General features: G+C 62.8%; 19 protein-coding genes. All 19 read right to left on the bottom strand.

What is annotated here, in order from left to right:
- Positions 1-79 precede the first annotated feature (79 nt).
- The 19 genes from WNZ15_RS05280 to WNZ15_RS05190 all read right to left on the bottom strand — a co-directional run bounded on the left by WNZ15_RS05280 (position 80) and on the right by WNZ15_RS05190 (position 22,771).
- Complete coding sequence (locus WNZ15_RS05280) at positions 80-928, bottom strand: outer membrane protein assembly factor BamD (protein ID WP_342892604.1); 849 nt, start codon at positions 926-928, stop codon at positions 80-82.
- Between the two features lie 216 nt (positions 929-1,144).
- Positions 1,145-2,089 (bottom strand): UDP-3-O-acyl-N-acetylglucosamine deacetylase, encoded by a 945-nt coding sequence (gene lpxC / locus WNZ15_RS05275; RefSeq protein ID WP_342891911.1) that lies wholly within the window; start codon positions 2,087-2,089, stop codon positions 1,145-1,147.
- A gap of 254 nt (positions 2,090-2,343) precedes the next feature.
- Entirely contained in the window at positions 2,344-4,125 is a 1,782-nt protein-coding gene (gene ftsZ / locus WNZ15_RS05270; RefSeq protein WP_342891910.1) for a cell division protein FtsZ, read from the bottom strand.
- 115 nt (positions 4,126-4,240) lie between these two features.
- Positions 4,241-5,563 (bottom strand): cell division protein FtsA, encoded by a 1,323-nt coding sequence (gene ftsA, locus WNZ15_RS05265; protein WP_342891909.1) that lies wholly within the window; start codon positions 5,561-5,563, stop codon positions 4,241-4,243.
- A complete protein-coding gene (locus WNZ15_RS05260; protein ID WP_342891908.1) occupies positions 5,560-6,474 on the bottom strand; it encodes a cell division protein FtsQ/DivIB in 915 nt (304 codons plus the stop codon). The genes ftsA and WNZ15_RS05260 overlap by 4 nt, the downstream gene beginning before the upstream one ends.
- Entirely contained in the window at positions 6,462-7,388 is a 927-nt protein-coding gene (locus WNZ15_RS05255) for a D-alanine--D-alanine ligase (RefSeq protein ID WP_342891907.1), read from the bottom strand. Before WNZ15_RS05255 ends, WNZ15_RS05260 begins: the two co-directional genes overlap by 13 nt.
- Positions 7,388-8,359, bottom strand: coding sequence for a UDP-N-acetylmuramate dehydrogenase (gene murB / locus WNZ15_RS05250; protein ID WP_342891906.1), 972 nt, complete (start codon positions 8,357-8,359; stop codon positions 7,388-7,390). The genes WNZ15_RS05255 and murB overlap by 1 nt, the downstream gene beginning before the upstream one ends.
- A 13-nt stretch (positions 8,360-8,372) precedes the next feature.
- Complete coding sequence (murC, locus tag WNZ15_RS05245; RefSeq protein WP_342891905.1) at positions 8,373-9,773, bottom strand: UDP-N-acetylmuramate--L-alanine ligase; 1,401 nt, start codon at positions 9,771-9,773, stop codon at positions 8,373-8,375.
- Entirely contained in the window at positions 9,770-10,876 is a 1,107-nt protein-coding gene (gene murG, locus WNZ15_RS05240) for an undecaprenyldiphospho-muramoylpentapeptide beta-N-acetylglucosaminyltransferase (RefSeq protein ID WP_342891904.1), read from the bottom strand. The genes murC and murG overlap by 4 nt, the downstream gene beginning before the upstream one ends.
- A gap of 18 nt (positions 10,877-10,894) precedes the next feature.
- A complete protein-coding gene (ftsW, locus tag WNZ15_RS05235; protein ID WP_342891903.1) occupies positions 10,895-12,052 on the bottom strand; it encodes a putative lipid II flippase FtsW in 1,158 nt (385 codons plus the stop codon).
- Position 12,053: 1 nt separating this feature from the next.
- Positions 12,054-13,454 carry a UDP-N-acetylmuramoyl-L-alanine--D-glutamate ligase gene (murD, locus tag WNZ15_RS05230; protein WP_342891902.1) on the bottom strand — a complete coding sequence of 467 codons (1,401 nt, stop codon included), beginning with the start codon at positions 13,452-13,454 and terminating at the stop codon, positions 12,054-12,056.
- 4 nt (positions 13,455-13,458) lie between these two features.
- Positions 13,459-14,544: a phospho-N-acetylmuramoyl-pentapeptide-transferase gene (mraY, locus tag WNZ15_RS05225; protein ID WP_342891901.1), complete on the bottom strand. Its 1,086-nt coding sequence runs from the start codon at positions 14,542-14,544 to the stop codon at positions 13,459-13,461.
- A gap of 10 nt (positions 14,545-14,554) precedes the next feature.
- The gene (locus WNZ15_RS05220) at positions 14,555-15,985 is read right to left on the bottom strand and encodes a UDP-N-acetylmuramoylalanyl-D-glutamyl-2,6-diaminopimelate--D-alanyl-D-alanine ligase (protein ID WP_342891900.1); all 1,431 of its coding nucleotides are present in this window, start codon (positions 15,983-15,985) and stop codon (positions 14,555-14,557) included.
- Positions 15,982-17,451, bottom strand: coding sequence for a UDP-N-acetylmuramoyl-L-alanyl-D-glutamate--2,6-diaminopimelate ligase (locus WNZ15_RS05215; protein ID WP_342891899.1), 1,470 nt, complete (start codon positions 17,449-17,451; stop codon positions 15,982-15,984). Before WNZ15_RS05215 ends, WNZ15_RS05220 begins: the two co-directional genes overlap by 4 nt.
- A 101-nt stretch (positions 17,452-17,552) precedes the next feature.
- Positions 17,553-19,265 (bottom strand): penicillin-binding protein 2, encoded by a 1,713-nt coding sequence (locus WNZ15_RS05210; protein ID WP_342891898.1) that lies wholly within the window; start codon positions 19,263-19,265, stop codon positions 17,553-17,555.
- Positions 19,266-19,275: 10 nt separating this feature from the next.
- Positions 19,276-19,629, bottom strand: coding sequence for a hypothetical protein (locus WNZ15_RS05205; RefSeq protein WP_342891897.1), 354 nt, complete (start codon positions 19,627-19,629; stop codon positions 19,276-19,278).
- 1 nt (position 19,630) lies between these two features.
- Entirely contained in the window at positions 19,631-20,671 is a 1,041-nt protein-coding gene (gene rsmH, locus WNZ15_RS05200; protein ID WP_342891896.1) for a 16S rRNA (cytosine(1402)-N(4))-methyltransferase RsmH, read from the bottom strand.
- Entirely contained in the window at positions 20,668-21,135 is a 468-nt protein-coding gene (locus tag WNZ15_RS05195; RefSeq protein ID WP_342891895.1) for a division/cell wall cluster transcriptional repressor MraZ, read from the bottom strand. The genes rsmH and WNZ15_RS05195 overlap by 4 nt, the downstream gene beginning before the upstream one ends.
- Positions 21,136-21,772: 637 nt before the next feature.
- On the bottom strand, positions 21,773-22,771 hold the full coding sequence (locus tag WNZ15_RS05190) for an AraC family transcriptional regulator (protein WP_342891894.1): 999 nt from the start codon (positions 22,769-22,771) through the stop codon (positions 21,773-21,775).
- Between the last annotated feature and the right edge of the window lie 133 nt (positions 22,772-22,904).

Below are 22,904 nucleotides of genomic sequence, written 5' to 3'. Positions count from 1 at the left end.
GCGGCCCACCATATAGGAGGTCCGAGCAGTCTTGCCAGAGACCGTCAGGGCATTTCAACGTCTATCGTGATCCGAGGGGCTAAATACTTTTAAAGGCACGGCTGATCCAGCTGCCGCTGTCCTCTGTCGGCTGAAGGCCACCCTTGTTCAAAAGAGCGTAGGCATCCTTGTACCACTGGCTGTCGGGATAGTTGTGCCCCAGCACGGCAGCTGCCGTTTGCGCCTCGTTGACCACTCCCAGCGCGTAATAGGCTTCCGTCAGGCGGAACAGGGCCTCTTCCACATGCCGTGTGGTCTGGTAGTCGACCACAACCGTCTTGAACCGGTTGATCCCGGCGATGTAGTTGCGTTTTTCCAGGTAGTACCGCCCGACCTGCATTTCCTTGCCGCCGAGCTGGTCCTTGACGACCCGCAGTTTCTGTTCCGCGTCCGGCACATATTCGGACTCCGGAAATCGCTGGATCAGCTCGTTGAAAGCAGCAGCTGATTTGCGCGTCACGCCCTGATCGCGCGTGATGTCCGGCATCTGGCGGAAATAGGCCTGGCCGGCCAGATACAGCATGTAGGCGGAATCCTCGTCACCCGGGTAAAGCGTGACGAAACGCTTCGCCGCAGTCACGGTCTCCGTGTACTTGCCGCGCGTGTAGTTGAGATACGCCAGGTTCACCAGCGACTTCTTGGAATACTCGGAATAGGGATAGAGCTTGTCGAGCTCTTCGAACTTCTGGGTCGAGTCGCGCAGCTTGCCCTGGGCACGCAATGCCAGTCCCTCATTGAAAAGGACTTCAGGAGGCGTGTCGTTGAGCGCAAGCTCATCCAGATCATCCTTGCCACCACAGCCCACAAGCGCGATCGGCACGGCCAGAACGGCCATTTTCAGGAAAATCCTGATGCGTCGGGTTCTGCTGACTTCAGAACCGGTTTCCATTCCGTTCACGCCTATGCTCCCGGGCAGTAGCAGCCCATCGACCGCGAATACCGCAGCCTTCCAATTTCATCGACAGGAGTGTTTACCGGAGTTTGCCTGCCCCCGCCACGTCCTGATCGGCCATGTGACGGTTTTTTTAAGCAATTTTATGGCAAGAAGGCCGAATTCCGCTGAATTGAAATGGGCCAACTCCGACGCCCGGCCGGAAAACGGCCGTCAGGAAACGTCCGGACCGAAGGCCGCCGCGGCAGCCAGACCGCCCTTGTCCACCTGTCCAACCTTGCGGAAACCCGGAGATTCAACCAGCTCGAACGCGCTGGGATCCTCGAAAAGCTTCACCAGAATGGCATGATTCATCTTGTGCCCGCCCTTGTAGGAGCGGTAGAGGCCCAGGATCGGCAGTCCGGCGAGAGCAAGATCGCCGATGGCGTCGAGCGCCTTGTGGCGCGCGAATTCGTCCGGCCAGCGGGTGCCTTCCGGGTTGAGCACCTTGTCTTCGGCAATGGCAACGGAGTTTTCCAGGGACGACCCGAGCGCGAAGCCCATCTTCCAGAGCTGCTCGACGTCCTTCACGTAACCGAAGGTCCGGGCACGCGACAGGTCCTCGCGGAACACGTCCGGCGTGATGTCCGCGGCGTACTGCTGACGGCCGATCAGCGGCGTGTCGAAATCGATAGTGATGTCGAACCGCGTCCCGTTGTAGGGATGCAGCTCGCACCATGCAGTGCCGTTATCGACCCGGACGGGCTTCCGGACCTTGAGGTAGCGGCGGCCACGATCCAGCTTTTTCAGGCCGATCTGTTCGATCGCGTCGACAAACGCGGAACTGCTGCCGTCCATGACCGGCATCTCCGGCCCGTCGATCTCGACGACCAGATTGTCGACACCCATGCCAAACAGCGCCGCCATCAGATGCTCGACGGTTGCGACCCCTTCGTTCGAGGGATCTCCGAGGACAGTGCAAAGGGCGGTCGCGGAAACCTTGCTCCAGAGAGCCGGAACTTCAATCGTGGAATCCTGATCCGTGCGGGTGAACACAATCCCCACACCAGCTTCGGCGGGTACTAGGCTGATCGACGCGGGCTTGCCCGAATGAACACCGATCCCGCTCAGGGTCACCTGATCGGCAAGCGTGGTCTGTCGGTCAACATATGTGGTCATAAACCCTGCCCTTCCGGTTTGCGGTCAAAAAGGTCCGAATTCGCCCAAGCGAAGTTACGGTTCCTTAACGATCCCGCGATGAAGGGGAAGATAGTCCCGTTCTAGGGCAGAACGAAATAAAGCTTTATTACGGTTTGTAACGATCCACACAAACGCAAGGTATTGATTACAAACAGAAAAATCATTCCTGTAACAAAACAGCCCGGAGCGTGAACTCCGGGCTGGGCAATCAGGGAAACAGATCGCGTTTTGATTCAGTTGGCCTGACGGCGCAGGAACGCCGGGATTTCCAACTGCTCGTCTTCACTGGCACTGGCAGGCTTGGGCGCTGCACGGCCCGTGCCGTCGAGCTGTCCGGCTGCTCCCTGCGAAGCGGCACGCTGCTGCGGTGCCCGTGTTGCCGGTTGCATCTGAGGTGCCGGACGGGGAGTAACAGGCGCTGTGGACGCCTCCATTTCCTCGTCTTCCTCACGGCGGCCGAGACCGCTGGCAAGGCGCCGCAAAAGCCCCATCGGCCGGCGTTCGTCGTCCTCGTGATCACCGAGTTCCGCATGATCCTCATAGACCGGAGCCGGTTGAGGCTGCGCGGCAGCCCGTGCAGGCGCGGCCGCCTGCGAATCGGCCGGCGCCGTCTGCTGGGCCAGGATTTCCCGCTGGGCAATCGGCGGAAAGTCCTCGACCCGAGGCATGCGCGGTGCCGGATTGTGTTCCGCGGCGACCGGCGGGATATACGGCTGGCTGACCGGCGCGTCGTCAACGACGGTAGCCGGCCTTTCCTCCTCGATATCCATCATGGAGGCCTTGCCTGTCATCGAGGCGCTGGCAGGCTGCACCCTCTTGATCTCGACATCGGGATCGCTGGCCACGGAAACCGTCTGCTGATCCGGCAGGGCCAGTTCCTTTTCCAGGGATGCGACGGCTTTGGCGGCGGCATCCTCGGTGCGGGGCTTTGTCGCAGCCGGAGCCGGCCGTGCGGTTGCGATTTCCGGAGTGCGGCCTGCAGCCGGAGCGTCGGTTTTCACGAACTGTGTTGCGGCGGCGGACTGAAACGGAACGGCCAGTGCGCCCTCCTCCCGGTCGATGCCGGTTGCCACGACGGAGACACGGATGATGCCGTCCAGCGTTTCGTCGAAGGTCGCGCCCAGAATGATGTTGGCGTCGGCATCGACTTCTTCGCGAATGCGGGTCGCCGCCTCGTCCACCTCGAACAGCGTCAGGTCATTGCCGCCGGTGATGGAGATGAGCAGGCCCCGAGCGCCCTTCATCGAGGACTCGTCGAGAAGCGGGTTCGCGATGGCGGCTTCGGCGGCCTGCTGCGCGCGTTTCTCGCCGCTGGCCTCACCCGTTCCCATCATCGCCTTGCCCATGGACCGCATCACGGAACGCACATCGGCGAAGTCGAGGTTGATAAGGCCTTCCTTCACCATCAGGTCGGTGATGCAGGCAACGCCCGAATAAAGCACCTGGTCGGCCATCGCGAAGGCGTCGGCGAAGGTGGTCTGCGCGTTGGCGATCCGGAACAGGTTCTGGTTCGGAATGACGATCAGCGTGTCGACATTGCGCTGCAATTCATCGATGCCGCTGTCGGCGATCCGCATGCGGCGGGCGCCTTCGAACTGGAACGGCTTGGTCACCACGCCGACGGTCAGGATGCCCTGTTCGCGCGCCGCGCGGGCAATCACCGGAGCGGCCCCGGTACCGGTGCCACCGCCCATGCCGGCGGTGATGAACACCATGTGCGACCCGGACAGGTGATCGTTGATCTCGTCGATCACTTCCTCGGCAGCGGCGGAGCCGACTTCCGGCTGCGATCCGGCTCCAAGACCCTCCGTGACGGCCACACCCATCTGGACGAGGCGTTCGGACTGGTTCATGGCCAGCGCCTGGGCATCCGTGTTGGCGCAAACGAAGTCGCACCCCTGGAGACCCGCAGTGATCATGTTGTTGACGGCATTTCCGCCCGCACCGCCGACGCCGAAGACCGTAATCCGCGGCTTCAGCTCCTGAATGTCGGGCATCTTCAGGTTGATGGTCATATTATCCTCGCGACCCACTGGCGCCCCCGATACGGGAGAGGCCTCTTCTTCCCTAATTTCTACTGCCGCTGCCGGCAGATCCGATTCCTGGCTGTCGTCTTCTTGGCTCATCTCGTCAGAAGCTTTCCCTGATCCACTGCCCTACACGGGACAGATAACCAGATTGACCGCTCCACCCGGATCGACGGTTCTTGTGTTCGAACTGTTCGATCTGGGCGACCTGCGGATAAATCAGGAGGCCGACCGCGGCGGCGAATGCCGGTCCTTTGGCAGCCTCGGGAAGACCGGCGACGCCTAGAGGCCGGCCAAGACGGACGTTGCGCCCCAGGATGTGACGCGCAACTTCTCCAAGACCCGTGAGCTGGCTTGCGCCTCCGGTCAGGACGATCTGCTTGCCGACACGTCCGGCAAATCCGGACGCCGTCAGCCGATCTCTCACGAGTTCTAGGATTTCTTCCACACGCGGCCGGATGACCCGGGTCAGCGCCGAGCGCGGGATCTGGTTCGGCAGGTCGCTGTCGCTTTCCAGCGGCGGCACCGTGAGCAGGTCACGGTCATCCGAGCTGGAGCTCAGCGGCGAACCATAAAGTGTTTTCAGGCGTTCCGCGTCCTGGAGACGGGTCGCGAAGGCGCGGGCGATATCGGTCGTGACGTGATTGCCGCCGACGGCGATCGCATCAAGATGAACCATGTGCCCGTCGACGAAGACCGACAGCGTCGTGGTGCCGCCGCCCATGTCGATACAGGCCACGCCGAGCTCGGCCTCATCGTCGACAATGGTCGACAGGCCACTGGCGAAGGGGGCCGCCACCATGGTTTCCACATGCAGGTGGCCACGGTTGATGCACAGTTCGAGATTGCGCACCGGCGGAATTTCCGCGGTCACCACCTGCATCTCGACGCCGAGCTTGTTGCCCATCATGCCGCGCGGATCGCGAATGCCCCGGCTGCCGTCGAGAGAATAGGAAATCGGCAGGGCGTGGGTCACCGCCCGCCCGTCCGTGATCGAATGGCTCGAGCCGGCCGACAGGACCCGCTGGATATCGGCTTCCGAGACGCTGTCGCCGGCCAGGGGCACGCTGGCACTGTAGATCTCGCTCTGAAGCCGGCCGCAGCTCACGTTGGCGATGAGCGATTCAACCGTCACACCCGCCATGCGCTCGGCGCTGTCGACCGCCTGCCGAATGGCCTGTTCGGCCGCATCCATGTCGACGACGACACCCGACTTGATGCCGCGCGAGCGCTGATAGCCGTAGCCGAGAACCTCGACCTTGTGCGAGCGGCTGGACAGGATCGACATGTCGTCCCGAGGCACCAGTTTGGCGATCAGGCAGCAGACCTTGGTCGATCCCACATCCAGCACGGACATGATGACCGAACGCCGGCTCGGCAGCGGCCGCATTCTGGGCAGGTACAGGTGGCTTCCGGAACGGCTCATGTGTCCCGCTCCTTCCTGCCGGACCGGCCCTCGCCGCCGGTCATGATCTTGCGTTCTTCGGCGGCTTCGTCAGACAGGCGGACCGTGACACGGTCCGCAAGACGCATGTCGATCGCAACGATATCGCGTGACAGAAGCCCGCTCTCCTCATCCATTTCCACCAGATCGGCCAATGCCGCATCGATATTGCCCTCGGGCAGCCGGATTGAAATGCCGTTCTCCAGTTGCAGGTCCCAGCGCCGGTCGGACACCAGGAACGCGGCACGAACCCGCGGCCGCAGGGCCGGCACGTTTTCCAGCGCGGTGTTGATTTCCGTCGCGCGCCGCTGCGCCCCGTGATTGACCACCAGCAGAAGGTTGGCATAGCGGCCGTCGACTTCGTCGGTGATCACGTCGCCTGATTCGTTCACGATCGAGACCAGGTCTCCGCGCTGCCACAGAGCATAGGGAACCCGTTCCTCGATATTGATCTGCAGCGTGCTGGGATAGAGCTTCATCACGGAGGCGTTCTTCACCCAGGCCATCTGGTCGAGGCGTGCGCGCGCGCCGGCGGCATCGAACAGGGCGAGCGACGTGCCTTCATGGATCTCGAGGGCTTCCAGGATCTGGAATTCGTTGATTTCACGTTGGCCGGACAGCTTGACCGCCTCGATCCCGAAACCTGCCGCGGACAGCAGCGCATCGGAGACCAGGCGGCCGTGACCGCCTATGACTATTCCATAACCAATTGTTAAGGTTAAGAAACCAAGAGCAGCAGCCGATCCCGTCCACCGTGGCAGATGGGCCAGCCGACCGGCCGACCGCCAGACCGGCTGACGGTGCAAACGCGCGACACCGCGCCCGCGCGGAGCCAGTTCGGCCTCCAGCGGGGTCAGTAAGTCCCGGGTCCTTTTGCGTGCTAGCGACAGCAACTCGCGTCCTCAACCATCCAGCTTACCAGGTCCTTGAAACTCATTCCCTTGTGGGCCGCCATTTCGGGCACAAGGGAAGTCGGCGTCATGCCTGGCTGCGTGTTCACTTCAAGACAGATCAGGTCTCCGGTCCCGTCCTCGCGTTCATCGAACCGGAAATCGGCTCTGGAAACGCCACGGCATCCGAGAGACTGATGCGCCTTGACTGCTAGTGTCTCAATGGTTTGGTAAACAATCGGTGAAATTTTCGCAGGAAGAATGTGTTTTGAACCGCCCTGTGCATACTTTGCGTCATAATCGTAGAAGGCCTGCCCCTGGGTAATGATATCGATGACGCCCAGGGGCCTTTCATCCATCACCGCACAGGTCAGCTCCCGCCCCCTGATGAATTTCTCGCACATCAGAACCTCGGGAAACGGCCAGTCCCCGCGGCTCAGCTCCTGTGGTGGAAACTCTTGATCTTGCTTGACAATCAGGACACCGAAGCTCGATCCTTCATTGATTGGCTTGAGCACGTAGGGGGGAGCCATGGGGTGGTCGCGCAGGATCTCGCTGCGGCTCACAACCACGTGATCCGTTATCGGAACACCGGCCGCCGCCATCACCGCCTTGGCCTTCACCTTGTTCATGGCCAGGCTCGAGGCCATCACGCCGGAATGGGTGTAGGGAATGTTAAGAAACTCTAAAATTCCCTGAACGCAGCCGTCCTCGCCGAATGGACCGTGCAACGCATTGAAGACCACGTCGGGCTTCAAGTCCTTCAACACAGCCGAGACATCCCGGTCCACGTCGATGCGGGTGACCCTGTAGCCGGCCTCCTCCAGCGCCTTGGCGCATTCGGCACCGGTGGACAGACTGACCGGGCGCTCGGCGACCCAGCCACCCATCAGGACGGCAACATGTTTCGCGGCCATTACGCTGGCTCCCCCTGTTCACCCAAAAACGGTTCGATCTCACCCTCGGGCCCGAACGCGCCCAGACGCTTGATTTCCCATTCCAGCCGGATACCGCTGCGCTTCAGCACCCGCGCCCGCACGGTCTCTCCCAGCAGCTCCAGGTCATGGCCGCTCGCATTGCCGGTGTTGATCATGAAATTGCAGTGCATCTGAGACATCTGCGCCCCGCCGATCGTGAGCCCCCGGCATCCGGCGGCGTCCACCTCTTTCCAGGCGGACGTGCCGGGTGGATTCTTGAACGTGGAGCCACCGGTTTTCTCCCGGATCGGCTGGGCCTTTTCCCTGTGGGCAACCACATCCGCCATCTCCTGGCGGATTGCGGCCTCGTCCCGCGGCACGCCTTCAAACACGGCGGCGGTAAAAACGAGGTCCGCAGGCGCAGCCGAATGGCGATAGGCATAGCCCATGTCGGCGTTTTCAAGGACGACACGAGCGCCGTCCCGATCGATGGCCGTGAGTTGCACCATGCGCTCCCGGGTTTCGGTGCCATGGGCGCCCGCATTCATCCTGAGCGCGCCGCCCAGCCCCCCCGGAATTCCTGTGTAAAACGCAAAACCCCCGAGCCCTGCGGCAGCGGCGGCTTCCGCCAGCCGTTTGTCGGGAACCGCCGCACCGGCACGAAGCCGGTTGCCGCCGATATCCGTGACCGCGCCGAATCCCTTCGCGCTCAGCCGGACGACAACGCCCTCGAGACCGCCGTCGCGCACCAGGAGGTTCGACCCCAGCCCGACCGGCAGAACCGGAATCTCGCGGGGCAGCTTCTTCAGGAACGCGGCCAGATCGTCCTCGTCCGCCGGCTGAAACATCAACTGCGCGGGCCCGCCCGTGCGGAGCCAGGTCACGGCGGCAAGCGGCTGGTTCGCCGTCAGCCTGCCACGAATGCCTTCGGACAATTGGGGGAGCCGCTCAAGCAGGTCCGGGAAACTCATCAACGGGCCTCCCTTAAAGATCTTCGAGCTGTTTCGGCAACGCATAGGCCCATTGCGTGATGTTGCCCGCCCCGAGACAGACCACATAGTCGCCCGGCTCCGCGATGTCATTGACGGCTCCCGCCAGCTCTTCCGGCCCCTCGATGGCCCGGACCTGCCGGTGTCCGCGTGTTTTCATGCCCGAAACCAGATCGGCATGACCGGCCCCCTCGATCGGCTGCTCTCCGGCGGCATACACAGGCGCGATGATCACCGCATCCGCATCGTTGAAGCAGTTGGAGAAGTCGTCGAACAAGCTGTGCAGGCGGGAATAGCGATGCGGCTGCATGACCGCGATGACCTTGCCCTTGGCGGACTCGCGGGCGGCATGCAGCACGGCCCTGATTTCCACCGGATGATGCGCATAGTCGTCGAAGATCTCGACACCCTTCACCGTGCCGGTATGGGTGAAGCGGCGTTTCACGCCACCAAAGGCGGAAATGCCCTTTCTGAGATTGTCCGCCCCGACGCCGAGTTGGGACGCCACCGCAATCGCTGCGGTGGCGTTGGCGACGTTGTGCAGGCCCGGCATCGGCAGGACAAGGTCTCTCAGCTCGGTGACTTCCTGACTGCGCCGGTCCCGGATGGTGACGGAAAAGATCGACTTGCCTCCATCCATGGAGACATCCGTGAACCGCACGTCCGATTGCGGGTTTGTGCCATAGGTGACGACCCTGCGGTCCTCGATGGTCCCGATCATGGTCTGGACCTCCGGATGGTCCAGGCACATGATGGCGAAGCCGTAGAAGGGCACGTTCTCGACAAATTGGCGGAATGCCGCCCGCACGCCGGCAAAATCGCCGTAGTGGTCCAGGTGCTCCGGATCGATGTTGGTGACGATGGCGATATCGGCCGGGAGCTTGACGAAGGTACCGTCGCTTTCATCGGCCTCGACCACCATCCAGTCGCCCTTGCCCATACGGGCGTTGGTGCCGTAGGCGTTGATGATGCCGCCGTTGATGACGGTCGGATCAAGCCCGCCGGCGTCCAGCAGCGCGGCGACCATGGATGTGGTCGTGGTCTTGCCGTGGGTGCCGCCGACCGCGATCGCCTGCTTGAAGCGCATCAGTTCGGCCAGCATCTCCGCGCGCCGCACCACCGGGATCAGCTTTTCCCGGGCGGCAACCAGTTCCGGATTGTCCTTGCGGATCGCGGAGGACACCACCAGCACTTCCGCATCGCCGAGGTTGTCCGCCGAATGACCGACTGTTACGGAGATGCCGTTCTGGCGCAGGCGCTGGACATTGGCGTTTTCCGCCATGTCCGACCCCTGTACCTCATAGCCCAGCGTCTTCAGCACCTCGGCAATGCCGCTCATGCCGATTCCGCCGATGCCGACGAAATGGACCGGTCCGATATCCTGCGGCATCTTCATGGCCGGTCTCCTTGTGAATTCGAAACTTTCTCGACCAGATCGGCCAGCCGCTTCACCGCGTCCGGCCGGGCAACGCTGCGCGCCTGTCTGGCGGCCTCGATGAGCAGGTCCGGAGCGTTCATGAAACGCTCGAGTTCGCTGGCCATGCGGGCCGGGAAAAGGTCGGCCTGCGGGATCGGCCATCCGCCGCCCACTTTCTCCAGCACTTTCGCATTCGCCGCCTGGTCCTGATCAAGCGCACCGGGCAGCGGCACCAGGATCGCTGGCCGGCCGAGAACGCTGAGTTCGCTGACGGAAGAAGCGCCGGAACGGCAGATCACCAGTTGGGCCTGAGCGATGCGCTGGGGCATGTCCTGGAAGAACGGCGCGCATTCGGCCTGAACACCGAGCCCGTCATAGGCTGCCTGCACCCGGTCCATGTCTTCCGGCCGGCACTGCTGCACCACCCGCAGCCGTGCCCGGACCTCCGGCGCAAGCTTTTCCAGCGCCGGCGGCAGCAGGTCCGAAAAGAACCGCGCCCCCTGGGACCCGCCGAACACAAGCAGCCTGAACGGCCCGTGGGTGTCCGGGGGCGTATAGAATATTTCCGAAGCGTTCAGCACCGCGTCCCGCACCGGGTTGCCGGTCTCCACGAGCTTGTCCGTGAAGTCTTCCGGCAGGTTGTCCATGGGCAGGCTGGTCGCAATCGCGGTCACGCCTTTCGCCAGCAGCTTGTTGGCCCGCCCCATGACACCGTTGGCCTCGTGCAGGATCGACGGGGTGCCGGTCAACCGCGCGGCGAACATCGGCGGAAAGGTCGGATAGCCGCCGAACCCCGCAACCACATCCGGTTTCAGCGAACGGATCACCTTGCGGGCCTGCACCGTTCCCAGCAGCAGGCGCACCGCGGTCCTGGCCAGTGCCACGGGATTGCGCTCCCGCAGGGTTTCGGAAGCAATGATGTGAACCTTGCGCGCGGGAAAGGCGCTGCCGTATTTGTCCGCCCGTTCGTCGGTCGCAAGTTCCACGATCCAGCCGCGCCGGATCAGCTCGTCGGCGAGCGCCTGTGCGGGAAAGAGGTGGCCGCCTGATCCGCCGGCCGTCAATAAAACTGTCTTGCTCATGGAAACCGATCAGAAAACTTACATCAGGGACGAGGGTGAAAGCCGGCTCACGGTGACGACGTCACCCCGCGACGGCTGCGGTCGTCTGCGGGTGAGCGCCAGGATGGCGCCGGCGGTCATTGCGGACGACAGCATCGACGACCCCCCATAGGAAATGAACGGCAATGTCATGCCCTTCGACGGCATCAGATGGAGGTTCACCGCCAGATTGATGGTCGCCTGCAAGCCGAAGAGAACCACCAGTCCCGCCGTCGCCAGACGGCTGAACGCATCCTGGTCGCGGCTTGCATGTTTCAGGCCGCGCAGCACGATGAAGGCAAAGATCGCAACCAGCAGCAGGCAGACGATCACGCCGAATTCCTCACCGACGACGGCGAAGATGAAGTCGGTGTGGCTGTCCGGCAGAATGCGCTTCACGGTGCCCTCTCCCGGGCCGCGACCGAACCAGCCTCCGGCAAGAAAGGAATCCCTGGCCGTGTCCACCTGATAGGTGTCGCCCGAAGCCGGATCGAGGAACCGGTCGACACGGTTGGTCACATGCGGCAGGAAGGCATAGGCGGCGAACAGCCCGGCCACGCCAATGGCCCCAAGCGCCATGATGATCATCCAGGAGATGCCGTTCAGGAAGAACAGCCCGGCCCAGACCATGCCAAGCAGCATGGTCTGGCCGAAATCCGGTTGGGCGATCAGAAGCGCGGCGCAAATGGCGAAAAGCACGAAAGCGAACAGGACCCCTGGAACCTCGCGCCGGCGACCGCTTTCCGACAGCAGAAAGGCAATCAGGATCACGAAGGCGGGTTTCAGAAATTCCGACGGCTGCAGGGAAAACCCGGCCAGATAGATCCAGCGGCGTGCGCCCTTGGCCTCGAACCCGACGAACAGGGTCGCGATCAGCAGGACCAGCGACCCGACAAACACGATCAGCGCGGCCCGGCGGATCACGCGCGGTGCCATCAGCGACCCGGCCAGCATGATCATGATGCCCGGGATCAGGTACATGGCCTGACGCTTGACGAAGAAAAACGTGTCGACGCCCAGCCGTTCGGCCACAGGCGGGCTCGCTGCGAAGGACAGCACCACTCCGCCGACCATCAGCAGACCGAAGGCGGCCAGCATGTAATGATCCACGGTCCAGAGCCATTCGGCGAAGCGGCTGCGGTCAGCGCGCGAAACCATGTCAAGCGACCTCCTGAGTGTTGCCGGCGTCAGGCAAGGCACGCACCGCATCTACAAAAGCAGCGCCCCGCAATTCGAAATTCGGGAACTGGTCGAAGCTCGCACAGGCGGGCGACAGCAGAATTGCAATCTCCTCGGCGCCGTCTTCGGCGGCTTCGGCGGCAGCATCACGGACCGCCTGAGCCAGGGTGCCGCTGACCGCGCAAGGCACGCGGCCCTCAAGCGTCTTGGCGAAGTCTCCGGCGGCCTCGCCGATCAGAAAGGCCTTGGCGATCTTCGAAAAATATTCCTCGAGTGAGGAAATGCCGCCTGCCTTGGCCCGGCCGCCGGCGATCCAGTAGATCCGTTCGAAGCTTGCCAGGGCCCGGGCCGCCGCATCCGCGTTCGTCGCCTTGCTGTCGTTGATGAACAGCACCCGTCCCTGTTTGGCGACGACCTCCATCCGGTGATGGAGCCCCGGAAAGGTTTTCATCGCGGCCGCAATATCGGCGGCCGGACGTTCCAGGGCGCGTAGCGCTGCAAAGGCGGCGGCCGCATTCTGGCCGTTGTGATCCCCGCGCAGGCTGTCGATCCCGCCGAAGTGCGCGACTTCCGTCTGCGACGCGCCATGCGCCTCGATCAGACGGCCGTGCCGGGCGTAGATCCCGTCGGCGAGTTCGCGTTCCCCGGCAATGCGGCAGACCGGTTTGCGCGCCAGTTCCAGCCGGTCGGCTATCGCCGATGACAGCCCGTCATCGACGCCGACCACGGCAACCTTCGATCCGGCGACCAGACGCTCCTTGATCACGGCATAATGCTCCATGGAGCCATGCCGGTCGAGATGGTCCGGCGACAGGTTCAGGTGAATGCCGACGGACGGGTCCAGGGACGGCGTCAGGTCGATCTGGTAGGACGAGCATTCGATCACGTAATGCCGGCCGGGCTGCGGCGGCTCCAGCTCCAGGATCGGCGTGCCGATATTGCCGCCCATCTGCCCGTCAAGCCCCAGTTCCTTCAGAAGATGAGCCACAAGCGCGGTGGTGGTCGACTTGCCGTTCGTCCCCGTGATCGCGATCAGCGGCGCCGCCGGACAGAATTTGCGCCGTTCCCGGCAGAACAGCTCCACGTCGCCGATGATCTCCACCCCGGCATCGCGGGCAAGTTCCACGGACCAGTGCGGCGCCGGATGGGTCAGCGGCACGCCGGGGGCAAGCACCAGCGCGGCAACCCCGGACCAGTCGAGAGCGCGCAGGTCAAGGGTCTCGATCCCTTCGGACGCCGCCTGCTCGACGCGGGCCTGATTGTCGTCGAAGCACACCACATCGGCACCGCCCGCCCTCAGCGCACGCGCCGTGGCCAGTCCGGATCCGCCCAGTCCGAACAGGGCGACCTTCTGGTTTTGAAATGTGGTGACCGGGATCATGGCCCTACCTCAGCTTCAGCGTGGCGAGGCCGATCAGGGCCAGAACGACGGAGATGATCCAGAAGCGGATCACGACCTGGCTCTCGGTCCACCCCAGTATCTCGAAATGGTGGTGGATCGGCGCCATCCGGAACACCCGCTTGCCGGTCAGCCGGAATGAAATCACCTGCACGATCACGGAGACCGCTTCCAGAACGAACAGACCGCCGATGATTGCCAGAACGATCTCGTGTTTGGTGGCCACGGCAATGGCCCCGATCATGCCCCCGAGCGCGAGCGATCCGGTATCGCCCATGAAGATCGCCGCCGGTGGCGCATTGAACCACAGGAAGCCCAGTCCGGCGCCGATCACGGCACCACAGATCACCGCAAGCTCACCCGTGCCGGACACATGATGGATCTGCAGATAACTGGCGAAGACCGCATTGCCCGAGAGATACGCGATCAGGCCGAAGGAGGCACAGGCGATCATGACGGGCACGATGGCCAGACCGTCGAGCCCGTCGGTCAGATTGACCGCATTGCCGGCTCCGACCATCACGAAGGCCGCAAACGGAATGAAGATCAGCCCGAGGTTGAGGGTGAATTCCTTCAGGAAGGGAAAGGTGATGGCCTCCGAGTATTCCGACGTGTCCAGCAGCGTGACCGCATAGGCGGCAATGGCCGCGATCAGAAACTCCAGCCCCAGCCGCGCCTTTCCACCGAACCCCTTGTGGGAGGACTTGGTCACCTTGAGGTAATCGTCATAAAAACCGATGCCGCCGAACCCGAGCGTGACACCGATCACCACCCAGACGTAGGGATTGGACAGATCCGCCCACAACAGCGCGGCCATCAGCGCCCCGGACAGGATCATCAGCCCGCCCATCGTCGGCGTTCCCTTCTTGGTCAGAAGGTGGCTCTCCGGCCCGTCGGAGCGGATCGGCTGGCCGTGACCCTGCCGAATCCTGAGACTGGCAATAATGCGCGGTCCGAACAGAAACACGAAGAAAAGGGCGGTCATGATCGCGCCGCCGGTCCGGAAGGTGATGTAGCGGAACACATTCAGTGCCGAAACCTGATCCGCGAATTGCCCCAAGAAATAAAACATAAGTTGCCCCTTATTCCGCTGCGATATCGTCCGCAGGCGGGTATTCTTTTTTCAAGGCCTCGACAAGCGGACCCATGCGGGTTCCGAGCGATCCCTTGATCATCACCACATCGCCGGCCCTGACGTCGTTCAGCAGCACCTCTTGCAGATCCTTCGCGTCCTCGCAGTAATGCGCGCGCAGATCGTGCGGCAGGTCCTGCCAGAGCGCGTGCATGTGCGGCCCGGCGCAATAGACAGTGTCGATTCCGGCTTCGGCGATCGGCAGCAGCAGTTCGGCGTGCAGCCGATCGGCATCGGATCCCAGTTCGCGCATGTCGCCGAGAACCGCAATCTGCCGACCGGGCCGTGTCACCGGCGCTTCGCCGAGGACGGCGAGCGCCGCGCGCATCGAGGCCGGGTTGGCGTTGTAGCTTTCGTCGATCAGGACGACGTCTCCGTCGGGCAGCGGCAACCGGGTGACCTCGCCCCGCCCTTTGGGGGCGCGCATGGTATCGAGGGCCAGACCGGCTCTTGCCAGATCGGCTCCCAGTTCCACCACCGCGGTCAGCACCGCCAGACTGTTCTTGACCAGATGCCTGCCCGGCGCGCCGATCTTGAAAGTGATCTCGTTGCCCAGAATGGACGCATCGACGCTGGAGCCGGCCGGATAGCTGGCCAGCTTCTGCACGTGGCTGTCCGCAGCCTGATCCTCACCGAAAGTACGGATTGTCGATACTCCGGCGGTGGCCGCCAGGAACTTCAGCAGATCGTACTGGCGATTGTCCCTGTTGAGGATGGCAACGCCGCCGGGCTCGAGCCCTTCGAAGATCTCCGCCTTGGCCTGAGCGATCTTTTCCACGCTGTCGAAGAATTCCAGATGAACCGGCTGCACGGTCGTGATGACCGCCGCATGAGGACGCACCATCCTGACCAGCGGCGTGATTTCACCCGCATGGTTCATGCCGACTTCGAAGACCCCGTATTCGGTGTCCGCGGGCATGCGCGCCAGTGTCAACGGAACACCCCAGTGATTGTTGAAGGAGGCGACCGAAGCGTGAACCTTGCCGGAAGGTGCCAACGCCAGCCTGAGAGCTTCCTTGGTACCGGTCTTGCCGACGGATCCGGTGACCGCGACAATACGGGCGCCGGTTCTGGCACGCGCGGCGACAGCCAGGCCGCGCAGGGCCTCCATCGGATCGGCGACCACGACATACCGACCGTCTTCGGGCAGCTCCGCCAGGCGATCCTCGGCGACCAGGGCAACCGAAGCGCCCGCCTCCAGAGCCGCTGCGACGTAATCATGGCCATCCAGCCGGTCACCCCGGATCGCAACGAAGGCTTCGCCCGGTTCAAGCGTCCGGCTGTCGATGGATATTCCGGTAATGTCCGCACCGGCATCGCCCCTGGTGCTGCCACCGGCAGCTTCGACAAAGGCATCCAGGGTCCAAAGCGGGTCGCTCATGTGTTTCCTTCAAGACTGATGGCGCGCCTGACGGCTTCGTGATCGGAAAAGGGACTCACTGTGTCGCCAACAATCTGGCCCGTTTCGTGACCTTTTCCCGCAACACACAGGATATCGCCGGACCGGAGGCGCCGGACGCCTTCCGCGATCGCTTCGAAACGGTCGCCGATATCGAGCGCTCCGGGCGCGCCCTCCAGAACCGCCTTGCGAATGTCTTCCGGATTTTCCGAACGCGGATTGTCGTCCGTGACGATCACAAGATCCGCATGCCGCGAAGCCGCAGCACCCATCAACGCCCGTTTGCCGGAATCGCGGTCGCCGCCGGCCCCGACGACCACGGAAAGCTTGCCCCTGGCGAAGGGTTTCAACGCCGCAAGCGCGTTGTCCAGCGCGTCCGGCTTGTGCGCGTAGTCGACGAAGACAAGTCCGCCCTGCCCGGTTTCTCCGGCAAGTTCAAGCCGTCCCGGCGCGCCTTTCAGGTTTTCCAGCGCGCGCAGAACCGCCCCCGTATCGAGCCCGGCGGAGATGGCAAGCCCCGCCGCGACCAGCGCATTGGCAACCTGGAACCGCCCGATCAACGGCAAGGTTACCTTGTATTCGCCACGGGCCGAAAGCAGCGTCAGTTCCTGGCCCGCCCCGACAGGCTTCAATCCGGCCAGCTTGAGATCCTTGCCGGATTCCCCCACGGAGAAGACCGGAAGGCCGCGCTTCGCGGCCTCGGCCAGCACCCGGTCGGCGTATTTTTCACCTGGATCGACCACAACGCTCGCACCCGAAGGCAACAACTCTGAAAAAAGCCGCAGCTTGGCGCGCAGGTAGTCCTCCATGGTCGGATGATAGTCCATGTGGTCGCGGCCAAGATTGGTGAACGCCGCAGCAGTCAGGCGCACCCCGTCAAGCCGGTGCTGGTCCAGCCCGTGCGAGGAGGCTTCCAGAGCCACGTGATTGACGCCTTCGCTCTTCAGCTCCGCAAGGAGCCGGTGCAAGGAGACGGGGTCGGGCGTGGTCAGCCCGCCATAGGTTTCGCCACCTGGCTTGACGACACCGAGCGTACCGAGGCTCGCGGCCGGGTGGCCAGCGGACTGGAATATCTGGCGAACGAAATGCGCAACCGACGTCTTGCCCGCGGTGCCGGTCACGGCAACGATCGTATCCGGCTGGTTTCCGTAAAACCGCGCCGCCATCCAGGCAAACGCCTGACGCGGTTCATCGGCTTCGATGACGGCGGCCTTTGCGCCACAGGAAGCCCTTACCGTGTCAACGTCGTCGCCGGAGCATAAAACAGCAACAGCCCCGGCCGCGACTGCGTCCGGGACAAACCGCGCTCCATCGACCGACGCCCCCTTGAAGGCGGCGAACAGAAAGCCGGGTCGCACCTTGCGGCTGTCCGCCGTCAATCCGGAGATTTTCAGACCGTTCGCCGCTTCAGGCACGAAGAGGCCGGCGGCCAGATATTCAAGATCCATGTGTACCGATCATCTGCTGTGCGTCGTCCTGGCATTGAGCTTTTGAAAAAGACCGGAAATCGGCTGCGACCCCGCCGGCATTCAAAGCCCGTCATGTCTCCTTAATAGGAAATCTCGATTGGTTCATCCCCCTTGCCGAAACGTGGCATCACACCGAGCATCGGCGCGGACCTGCGAATGATCGCCCCGGTGACCGGCGCCGCGTTGAGACCGGCGGTGGCGCCGATGCCTTCGCGCTCGGATTTCGGCTCGTCGATCACGACAAGAACCACGTAGCGCGGATCGTCCATCGGAAAGGCGGACAGAAACGAGTTGCGGCGCTTGTTGTTGACATAGCGGCCATTCTCGATCTTTTCAGCGGTGCCTGTTTTCCCCCCGACCGTATAGCCCGGAACGTCGGCCCTGCGGCCGGATCCGGACAGGACGTTCAGGCGGAAAAGGTAGCGCATTATCCGGCTGACTTCCGGAGAAAGGACTTGTTTGCCAAGCTTTTGAACGTCGTCCTGCCCACGCGGCAGGAAGGTCGGCGGCAGCAGGATCCCGCCATTGACCACCGCAGCCGCCGCAACGGCGGTCTGCATCGGTGTGACGGACAGGCCATGGCCGAAGGAAATCGTCATCGCGGCCAGTTCGTTCCATTTCGGCGGCAGCAGCGGGGCAGCGTTTTCCGGCAGCTCTGTGTCGAGGCGCTTGGTCAGATGAAGACGCCCGAGGAATTCCTTCTGCCGCGCAACCCCGGTCGCCAGCATCATTTTCGCGGTACCGATGTTCGAGGAATAGATAAAGATCTCGGGCACCGAGAGGATCCGGTTTTTCCCGTGGAAATCGGTAATGGTCTTTCCTGCGGCCCGGATCGGGCGCGTCGCGTCGAAACTGTCATTGATGGAAACCGCGCCCGAATCCAGCGCCATTGCGGTGGTAAACGACTTGAACACAGAGCCCATTTCAAAGACGCCTCCGGTCGCCCGGTTCAGACGGTCTTTCTCAAGCGCCTGCGACCTGTCGTTCGGATCGTAATCGGGCAACGAGGACATCGCCACCACCTCGCCGGTCTTGGCATCCAGCACGATGCCTGCAGCGGCGATTGCCTGGTAGCGCTCCATTGCCTTGACCAGTTCGTCGCGCACCACATGCTGCACACGCAGGTCGACCGACAACCGCACGGATTCCATGCCCCGGTCCGACGTGAAGCCGAGGGACTGGAGATCGGCCAGCCACGCATCGTCGATATACTTCTCGATACCCGCCAGTCCCTGATTGTCGACATTCACCGAGCCGACGATGTGACCGGCCGTCGGACCGCCCGGATAAAACCGCTGGTTTTCAGAAAGGAAGCCGATGCCCGGCACGCCAAGATTATGCACGTCCTTGGCCTGCTGCTGCGTCAATTCCCGCTTCAGCCAGACAAATCCGGCCCCGCTTTCCAGCCGGCGGCGCACGAGCGGTTCATCGAGTTCGGGCAGAACCCGAATCAGCCCCTCGACCGCCTCGTCAACATCCAGGATGCGCCGCGGCTCCGCAAAAAGCGACGCTGTCTTGATGTCGGTCGCAAGGATCTCGCCATTGCGGTCAATCAGGTCCGGACGCGATGCCGAAACGGAATCCTGCGCGGAGATCCAGGCACGCGAAGGAGCCTCCTCCATCTGCGCGAGCATCACCAGCCGCCCCCCGATCGCCAAATAGACACAGGCGAAAGCCAGCATGGCGACATAGACGCGCGATTTCACCGCACTGGAGGAGACCGAACCGCGCACTGCTTTCGGCTGCACGCGCCGCACCTGAAGAAAACTTGCCGGTTCACTTACCATCGTCATTGTCAGCTCCTCACCGGATCACCGTGGACGAGCCGGCGTAGCCACCCATCTGATTGCCGCCGATCGGCTCAAGCATGACCGGACGGGCCGGCAAGTCTTCCGGCGTCACGATCTGCTTCACATCGAGCGCATCGAGCTGCAGATAATCGTTGTAACGTTCGACCAGAGACTGCAGGCGGTCGGGCTTGTTCAGCAGGCTCCATTCCGCTTTCAAATGCCGGATCGCATCGCGCTCCTCGTCGATCCTGCGCTGGAGGTCGGCCACTTTCTCGGCAGACTTCGTCGCCGCAAGCTTCATGTCGTAGACGGTTGCCGCTCCGATCACGACCGCCAGTATGAACAGGATGTTCAGCGTCCGAACCATTTCAGCCCCCTAGTCCGTGAAAATCCGCAAGACGCGGCACACCCGCGGCATGAATGTCCAGCACCCGCGCAGGCGCCCCGGTCCGCCGCCCGGCCCGAAGTTTCGCCGAGCGCGCCCGTGGGTTGCTTTCGGTCTCGTCCGAAGCCGCCTCGACCGCCTTGCGTGTCAACAATTCGAAAGTCGCCGGCGGCACCTCCGCCTCCGGCATGTGACGCGACCCGCCGCCACGGGTCTTCGTCCGGTCCTGAAAGAACCGCTTGACGATCCGGTCCTCCAGGGAATGGAAGCTCACCAGCACCAGGCGCCCGCCGGGCTTCAGAATGCGTTCCGCGGCGCCCAGCGCCTCGGCTGCCTGATGCAGCTCGCCGTTGACGTAGATGCGGAGCGCCTGAAAAGTCCGGGTGGCGGGATGAATCTGGGCTTTCTTCGGCGACCGGCCGAGCACCTTCTCGATCAGGTTTGCCAGTTCCAGCGTGCGCGAGAACGGCTTTTCCTGGCGCGCCCTGTCGATGGCATGGGCCACGGTCGTGGCCCGCTTTTCCTCGCCCAGAAGGCCGATCACCCGGATCAGGTCCTTCACGGGCAGTTCGTTCACGACATCGGCGGCGGACGGACCGGCCTGCTCCATGCGCATGTCGAGCGGTCCGTCACGCATGAAAGAAAAACCGCGATCGGCCTCGTCCAACTGCATGGAAGAGACACCGAGATCGAGAACAACGCCGTCCGCGCCATCGAACCCGCTTGCCTTGACATGCGCGTCCAGGGCAGCGAACTGACCAGGCACCAGAATCAGGTCGCCGTTCGCCTTGTCGACCAGGCCCTGCCCACCTGCGATGGCATCTGGGTCCCGGTCGATACCGACAACCCTGGCGCCGCGCGCCAGGATCGCCCTTGCATATCCGCCCGCGCCGAACGTGCCGTCGACAACGACCTCTCCCGGTTGCGGATCGAGCCAGTCCAGAACCTCCGACAGGAGAACCGGCACATGACGCCCAGGTCCGCCTGCGGCAGGATCTGCGTCTCTGTCGCCTGGCGCCATCATGCCGGCTCTCCTCCGGAGGAAGCGGGGCCAGACCCCGACAACATCGCAAGCGCGCGCTTTTGGGCCTCTGCGCGATACTCGCGAAACTTCTGCGGCTCCCAGATCTGGAATTTGTAGTTCATGCCGACAAATGTGACCTGGTCGGTGATGCCGGCATGGTCCCGGATCATGTCGGAAATGGTGATGCGGCCATCCCCGTCGATGCGAGGATTTTCACTGGCGCCGAACAACGCCACGGCCAGCGCATCGTGATCCGGAGACAGTTTCGCGAAGGCTTCGGACCGTTTGTTGATCTCGTCAAGCAGATCATTGCCGCCCGCGTCGACCGCGTCGCAATGGGAAGAAGCAATGCAATAGAGGCCCTCGAACCCGTCTCTCGCCAGCACCGCACGGAAGGATGCAGGGATCGAAACACGACCCTTGGCATCCAGCCGGTTGGTAAAGTGAGAAACAAAGCCGGCCATAAATTCCCTCGAAGCGGGTTCCGCCCGTTCAGATCCCCTGAAGCTTGCCGCGTTCCATCGAACGCGCCCAGAACGCTCCAACCCGTTTGAATCGACCGGCGTCCCGACCTCCGCCGATCACGACAGGCCGTCCGCTGGTCTCGTTACCCTGGAATGAAAGAAAGGCCGGCTATCCGCCAGGACATGCAATTTGCGAAGACGACCGTTGCCGAGCCGTTAAACCGCTGCCCTGTGCCCTACTGAATTGGGCCCGCACTCCCCATTCTGGGTTCTTATGGGATACCATGGGATTTAATGGGCGGTCAATGGAATCTCATGGATTCCAGCTCGATTTGATCGCACACGACCCCGTCGGACGACCTTAAGGCGAACATGCTTAATGAAGCCTTGACACAAAAGAAGAATCGAATTCGCAGGATTACGGAGGTTTGGGATTTTCTCCCCCGGCACGACGGCAAAATGTGCCTAGCGGGAAAGACTTGTGGAGAAGAGGGTTTCAACCGATGCCCGTCCCGGCACCTCGCTGGCTGCGTGCAGTTACTCGGCAACGGCAGCACCGCTTCGGGTCCGGCATTTATCGACAGCTGCAACGAACAGGCCGCCGGCACAACAGCGTTGCAGAAGCACGCGCCGCTGCTTAGCCGAAGACCCGCGCGCGCTGTGTTTCTCGCGGAGATTCCCCGAAACGCTGTTTGTAGCCGACTGAAAACCTGCCGAAATGATTGTGGCCGGACGCTTCCGCGACGTCGGCGACCGAATGATTGTCGCCATTGGCCAGCAGCAGATGTCGCGCGTAGGCCAGCCGCATGTCGTGCAAATAGTGAACGGGGCCGGTACCGAATTCCCGCTTGAACAGAATTTGCAGATTGCGCGGTGTGGTTCGCGCATGAGCACAGATGTCCAGAAGATTGATGTCTTCCAGGAAACGTTCACTGATCAGCTTGAGCGCGCGTTTGAGAATGGCAGGCGCCGAAGCAGTTTCCACCCGTTCCAGCAACGCTGAAACCGTATTGGGCTGACACTCAAGGAGGGAAGCGACCAATGCCTCTTCCAAGGCCCGCTGACGGCCGTCCTGCACACCACGGAAGGCAAGGCCGTCCTCCGTGGCTCCGAACAGACCAAGCAGCCGGCGGATCCAGGCAGCACTTTCCGGCTTGCGCGTGTCAAGCCCGACTGCAAAGCGAACCCGTCCCAGCGGCATTCCCGCCATTTTTTCCGCCACGTCCTGCAGGAAACCCTGTTCGATCTGGAGAAGGATCTGCTCGCAGCCGGCATGCCAGCGCATTTTCGTGTGCCGGTCCGGATTGAGAATGCTCGCCGTCATCGGGTTTGACACCACCGTGCGGCAGCCATTGGCAATTTCGGCGGCGCCCCTGATCGGCACCTGGATCAGGTAGAATTTCGTCAGCTCGCCCGGTTCGATTGTCACATCGGCGCCATAGCGGATGTAATTGAGCGACGTCCGAAACCCCGGCGCCCTGTTCTGGCAGGCGTCGAACCGGTCCAGCGAGGAACTCCGATCGAGACGGTGGCTGCAGAAATGCCGGCCCACGATCTGGCGGGCCTCGTCGACATCCGTCGTTTCGAAGCAGCGGAACCGGTCGAGCGGCGGTCTGCGGTCTGCCTGAATTACCATGGGTAAAGCATGCCGCCGACCGCGCCGCGATGCAAGCCGCCAGCCGCGGCACACTGCGGAACACTGCGGCATCTGACAGCAGCGGAGCAGGAAATTTCGCTTTCCGGATAAAACAATCCTCACTCACGCGCTT

Source organism: Roseibium sp. AS2 (assembly GCF_038900065.1).
In the GTDB taxonomy this organism is placed as follows: domain Bacteria; phylum Pseudomonadota; class Alphaproteobacteria; order Rhizobiales; family Stappiaceae; genus Roseibium.
The sequence above is the reverse complement of the archived record's forward strand: the minus strand, read 5'-3'. Positions and strand labels throughout refer to the sequence as shown.

Coding starts and splice junctions, on each gene's coding strand:
- ftsZ (WP_342891910.1), bottom strand. CDS start 4,125: ATGACCATCAACCTGAAGATGCCCGACATTCAGGAGCTGAAGCCGCGG.
- ftsA (WP_342891909.1), bottom strand. CDS start 5,563: ATGAGCCGTTCCGGAAGCCACCTGTACCTGCCCAGAATGCGGCCGCTG.
- WNZ15_RS05220 (WP_342891900.1), bottom strand. CDS start 15,985: ATGAGCGACCCGCTTTGGACCCTGGATGCCTTTGTCGAAGCTGCCGGT.
- WNZ15_RS05205 (WP_342891897.1), bottom strand. CDS start 19,629: ATGGTTCGGACGCTGAACATCCTGTTCATACTGGCGGTCGTGATCGGA.
- WNZ15_RS05255 (WP_342891907.1), bottom strand. CDS start 7,388: ATGGCCGCGAAACATGTTGCCGTCCTGATGGGTGGCTGGGTCGCCGAG.
- murG (WP_342891904.1), bottom strand. CDS start 10,876: ATGAGCAAGACAGTTTTATTGACGGCCGGCGGATCAGGCGGCCACCTC.
- WNZ15_RS05190 (WP_342891894.1), bottom strand. CDS start 22,771: ATGGTAATTCAGGCAGACCGCAGACCGCCGCTCGACCGGTTCCGCTGC.
- murC (WP_342891905.1), bottom strand. CDS start 9,773: ATGAAGATGCCGCAGGATATCGGACCGGTCCATTTCGTCGGCATCGGC.
- rsmH (WP_342891896.1), bottom strand. CDS start 20,671: ATGATGGCGCCAGGCGACAGAGACGCAGATCCTGCCGCAGGCGGACCT.
- WNZ15_RS05210 (WP_342891898.1), bottom strand. CDS start 19,265: ATGACGATGGTAAGTGAACCGGCAAGTTTTCTTCAGGTGCGGCGCGTG.
- murB (WP_342891906.1), bottom strand. CDS start 8,359: ATGAGTTTCCCGGACCTGCTTGAGCGGCTCCCCCAATTGTCCGAAGGC.
- murD (WP_342891902.1), bottom strand. CDS start 13,454: ATGATCCCGGTCACCACATTTCAAAACCAGAAGGTCGCCCTGTTCGGA.
- lpxC (WP_342891911.1), bottom strand. CDS start 2,089: ATGACCACATATGTTGACCGACAGACCACGCTTGCCGATCAGGTGACC.
- WNZ15_RS05280 (WP_342892604.1), bottom strand. CDS start 928: ATGGAAACCGGTTCTGAAGTCAGCAGAACCCGACGCATCAGGATTTTC.
- WNZ15_RS05215 (WP_342891899.1), bottom strand. CDS start 17,451: ATGGATCTTGAATATCTGGCCGCCGGCCTCTTCGTGCCTGAAGCGGCG.
- ftsW (WP_342891903.1), bottom strand. CDS start 12,052: ATGGTTTCGCGCGCTGACCGCAGCCGCTTCGCCGAATGGCTCTGGACC.
- WNZ15_RS05195 (WP_342891895.1), bottom strand. CDS start 21,135: ATGGCCGGCTTTGTTTCTCACTTTACCAACCGGCTGGATGCCAAGGGT.
- mraY (WP_342891901.1), bottom strand. CDS start 14,544: ATGTTTTATTTCTTGGGGCAATTCGCGGATCAGGTTTCGGCACTGAAT.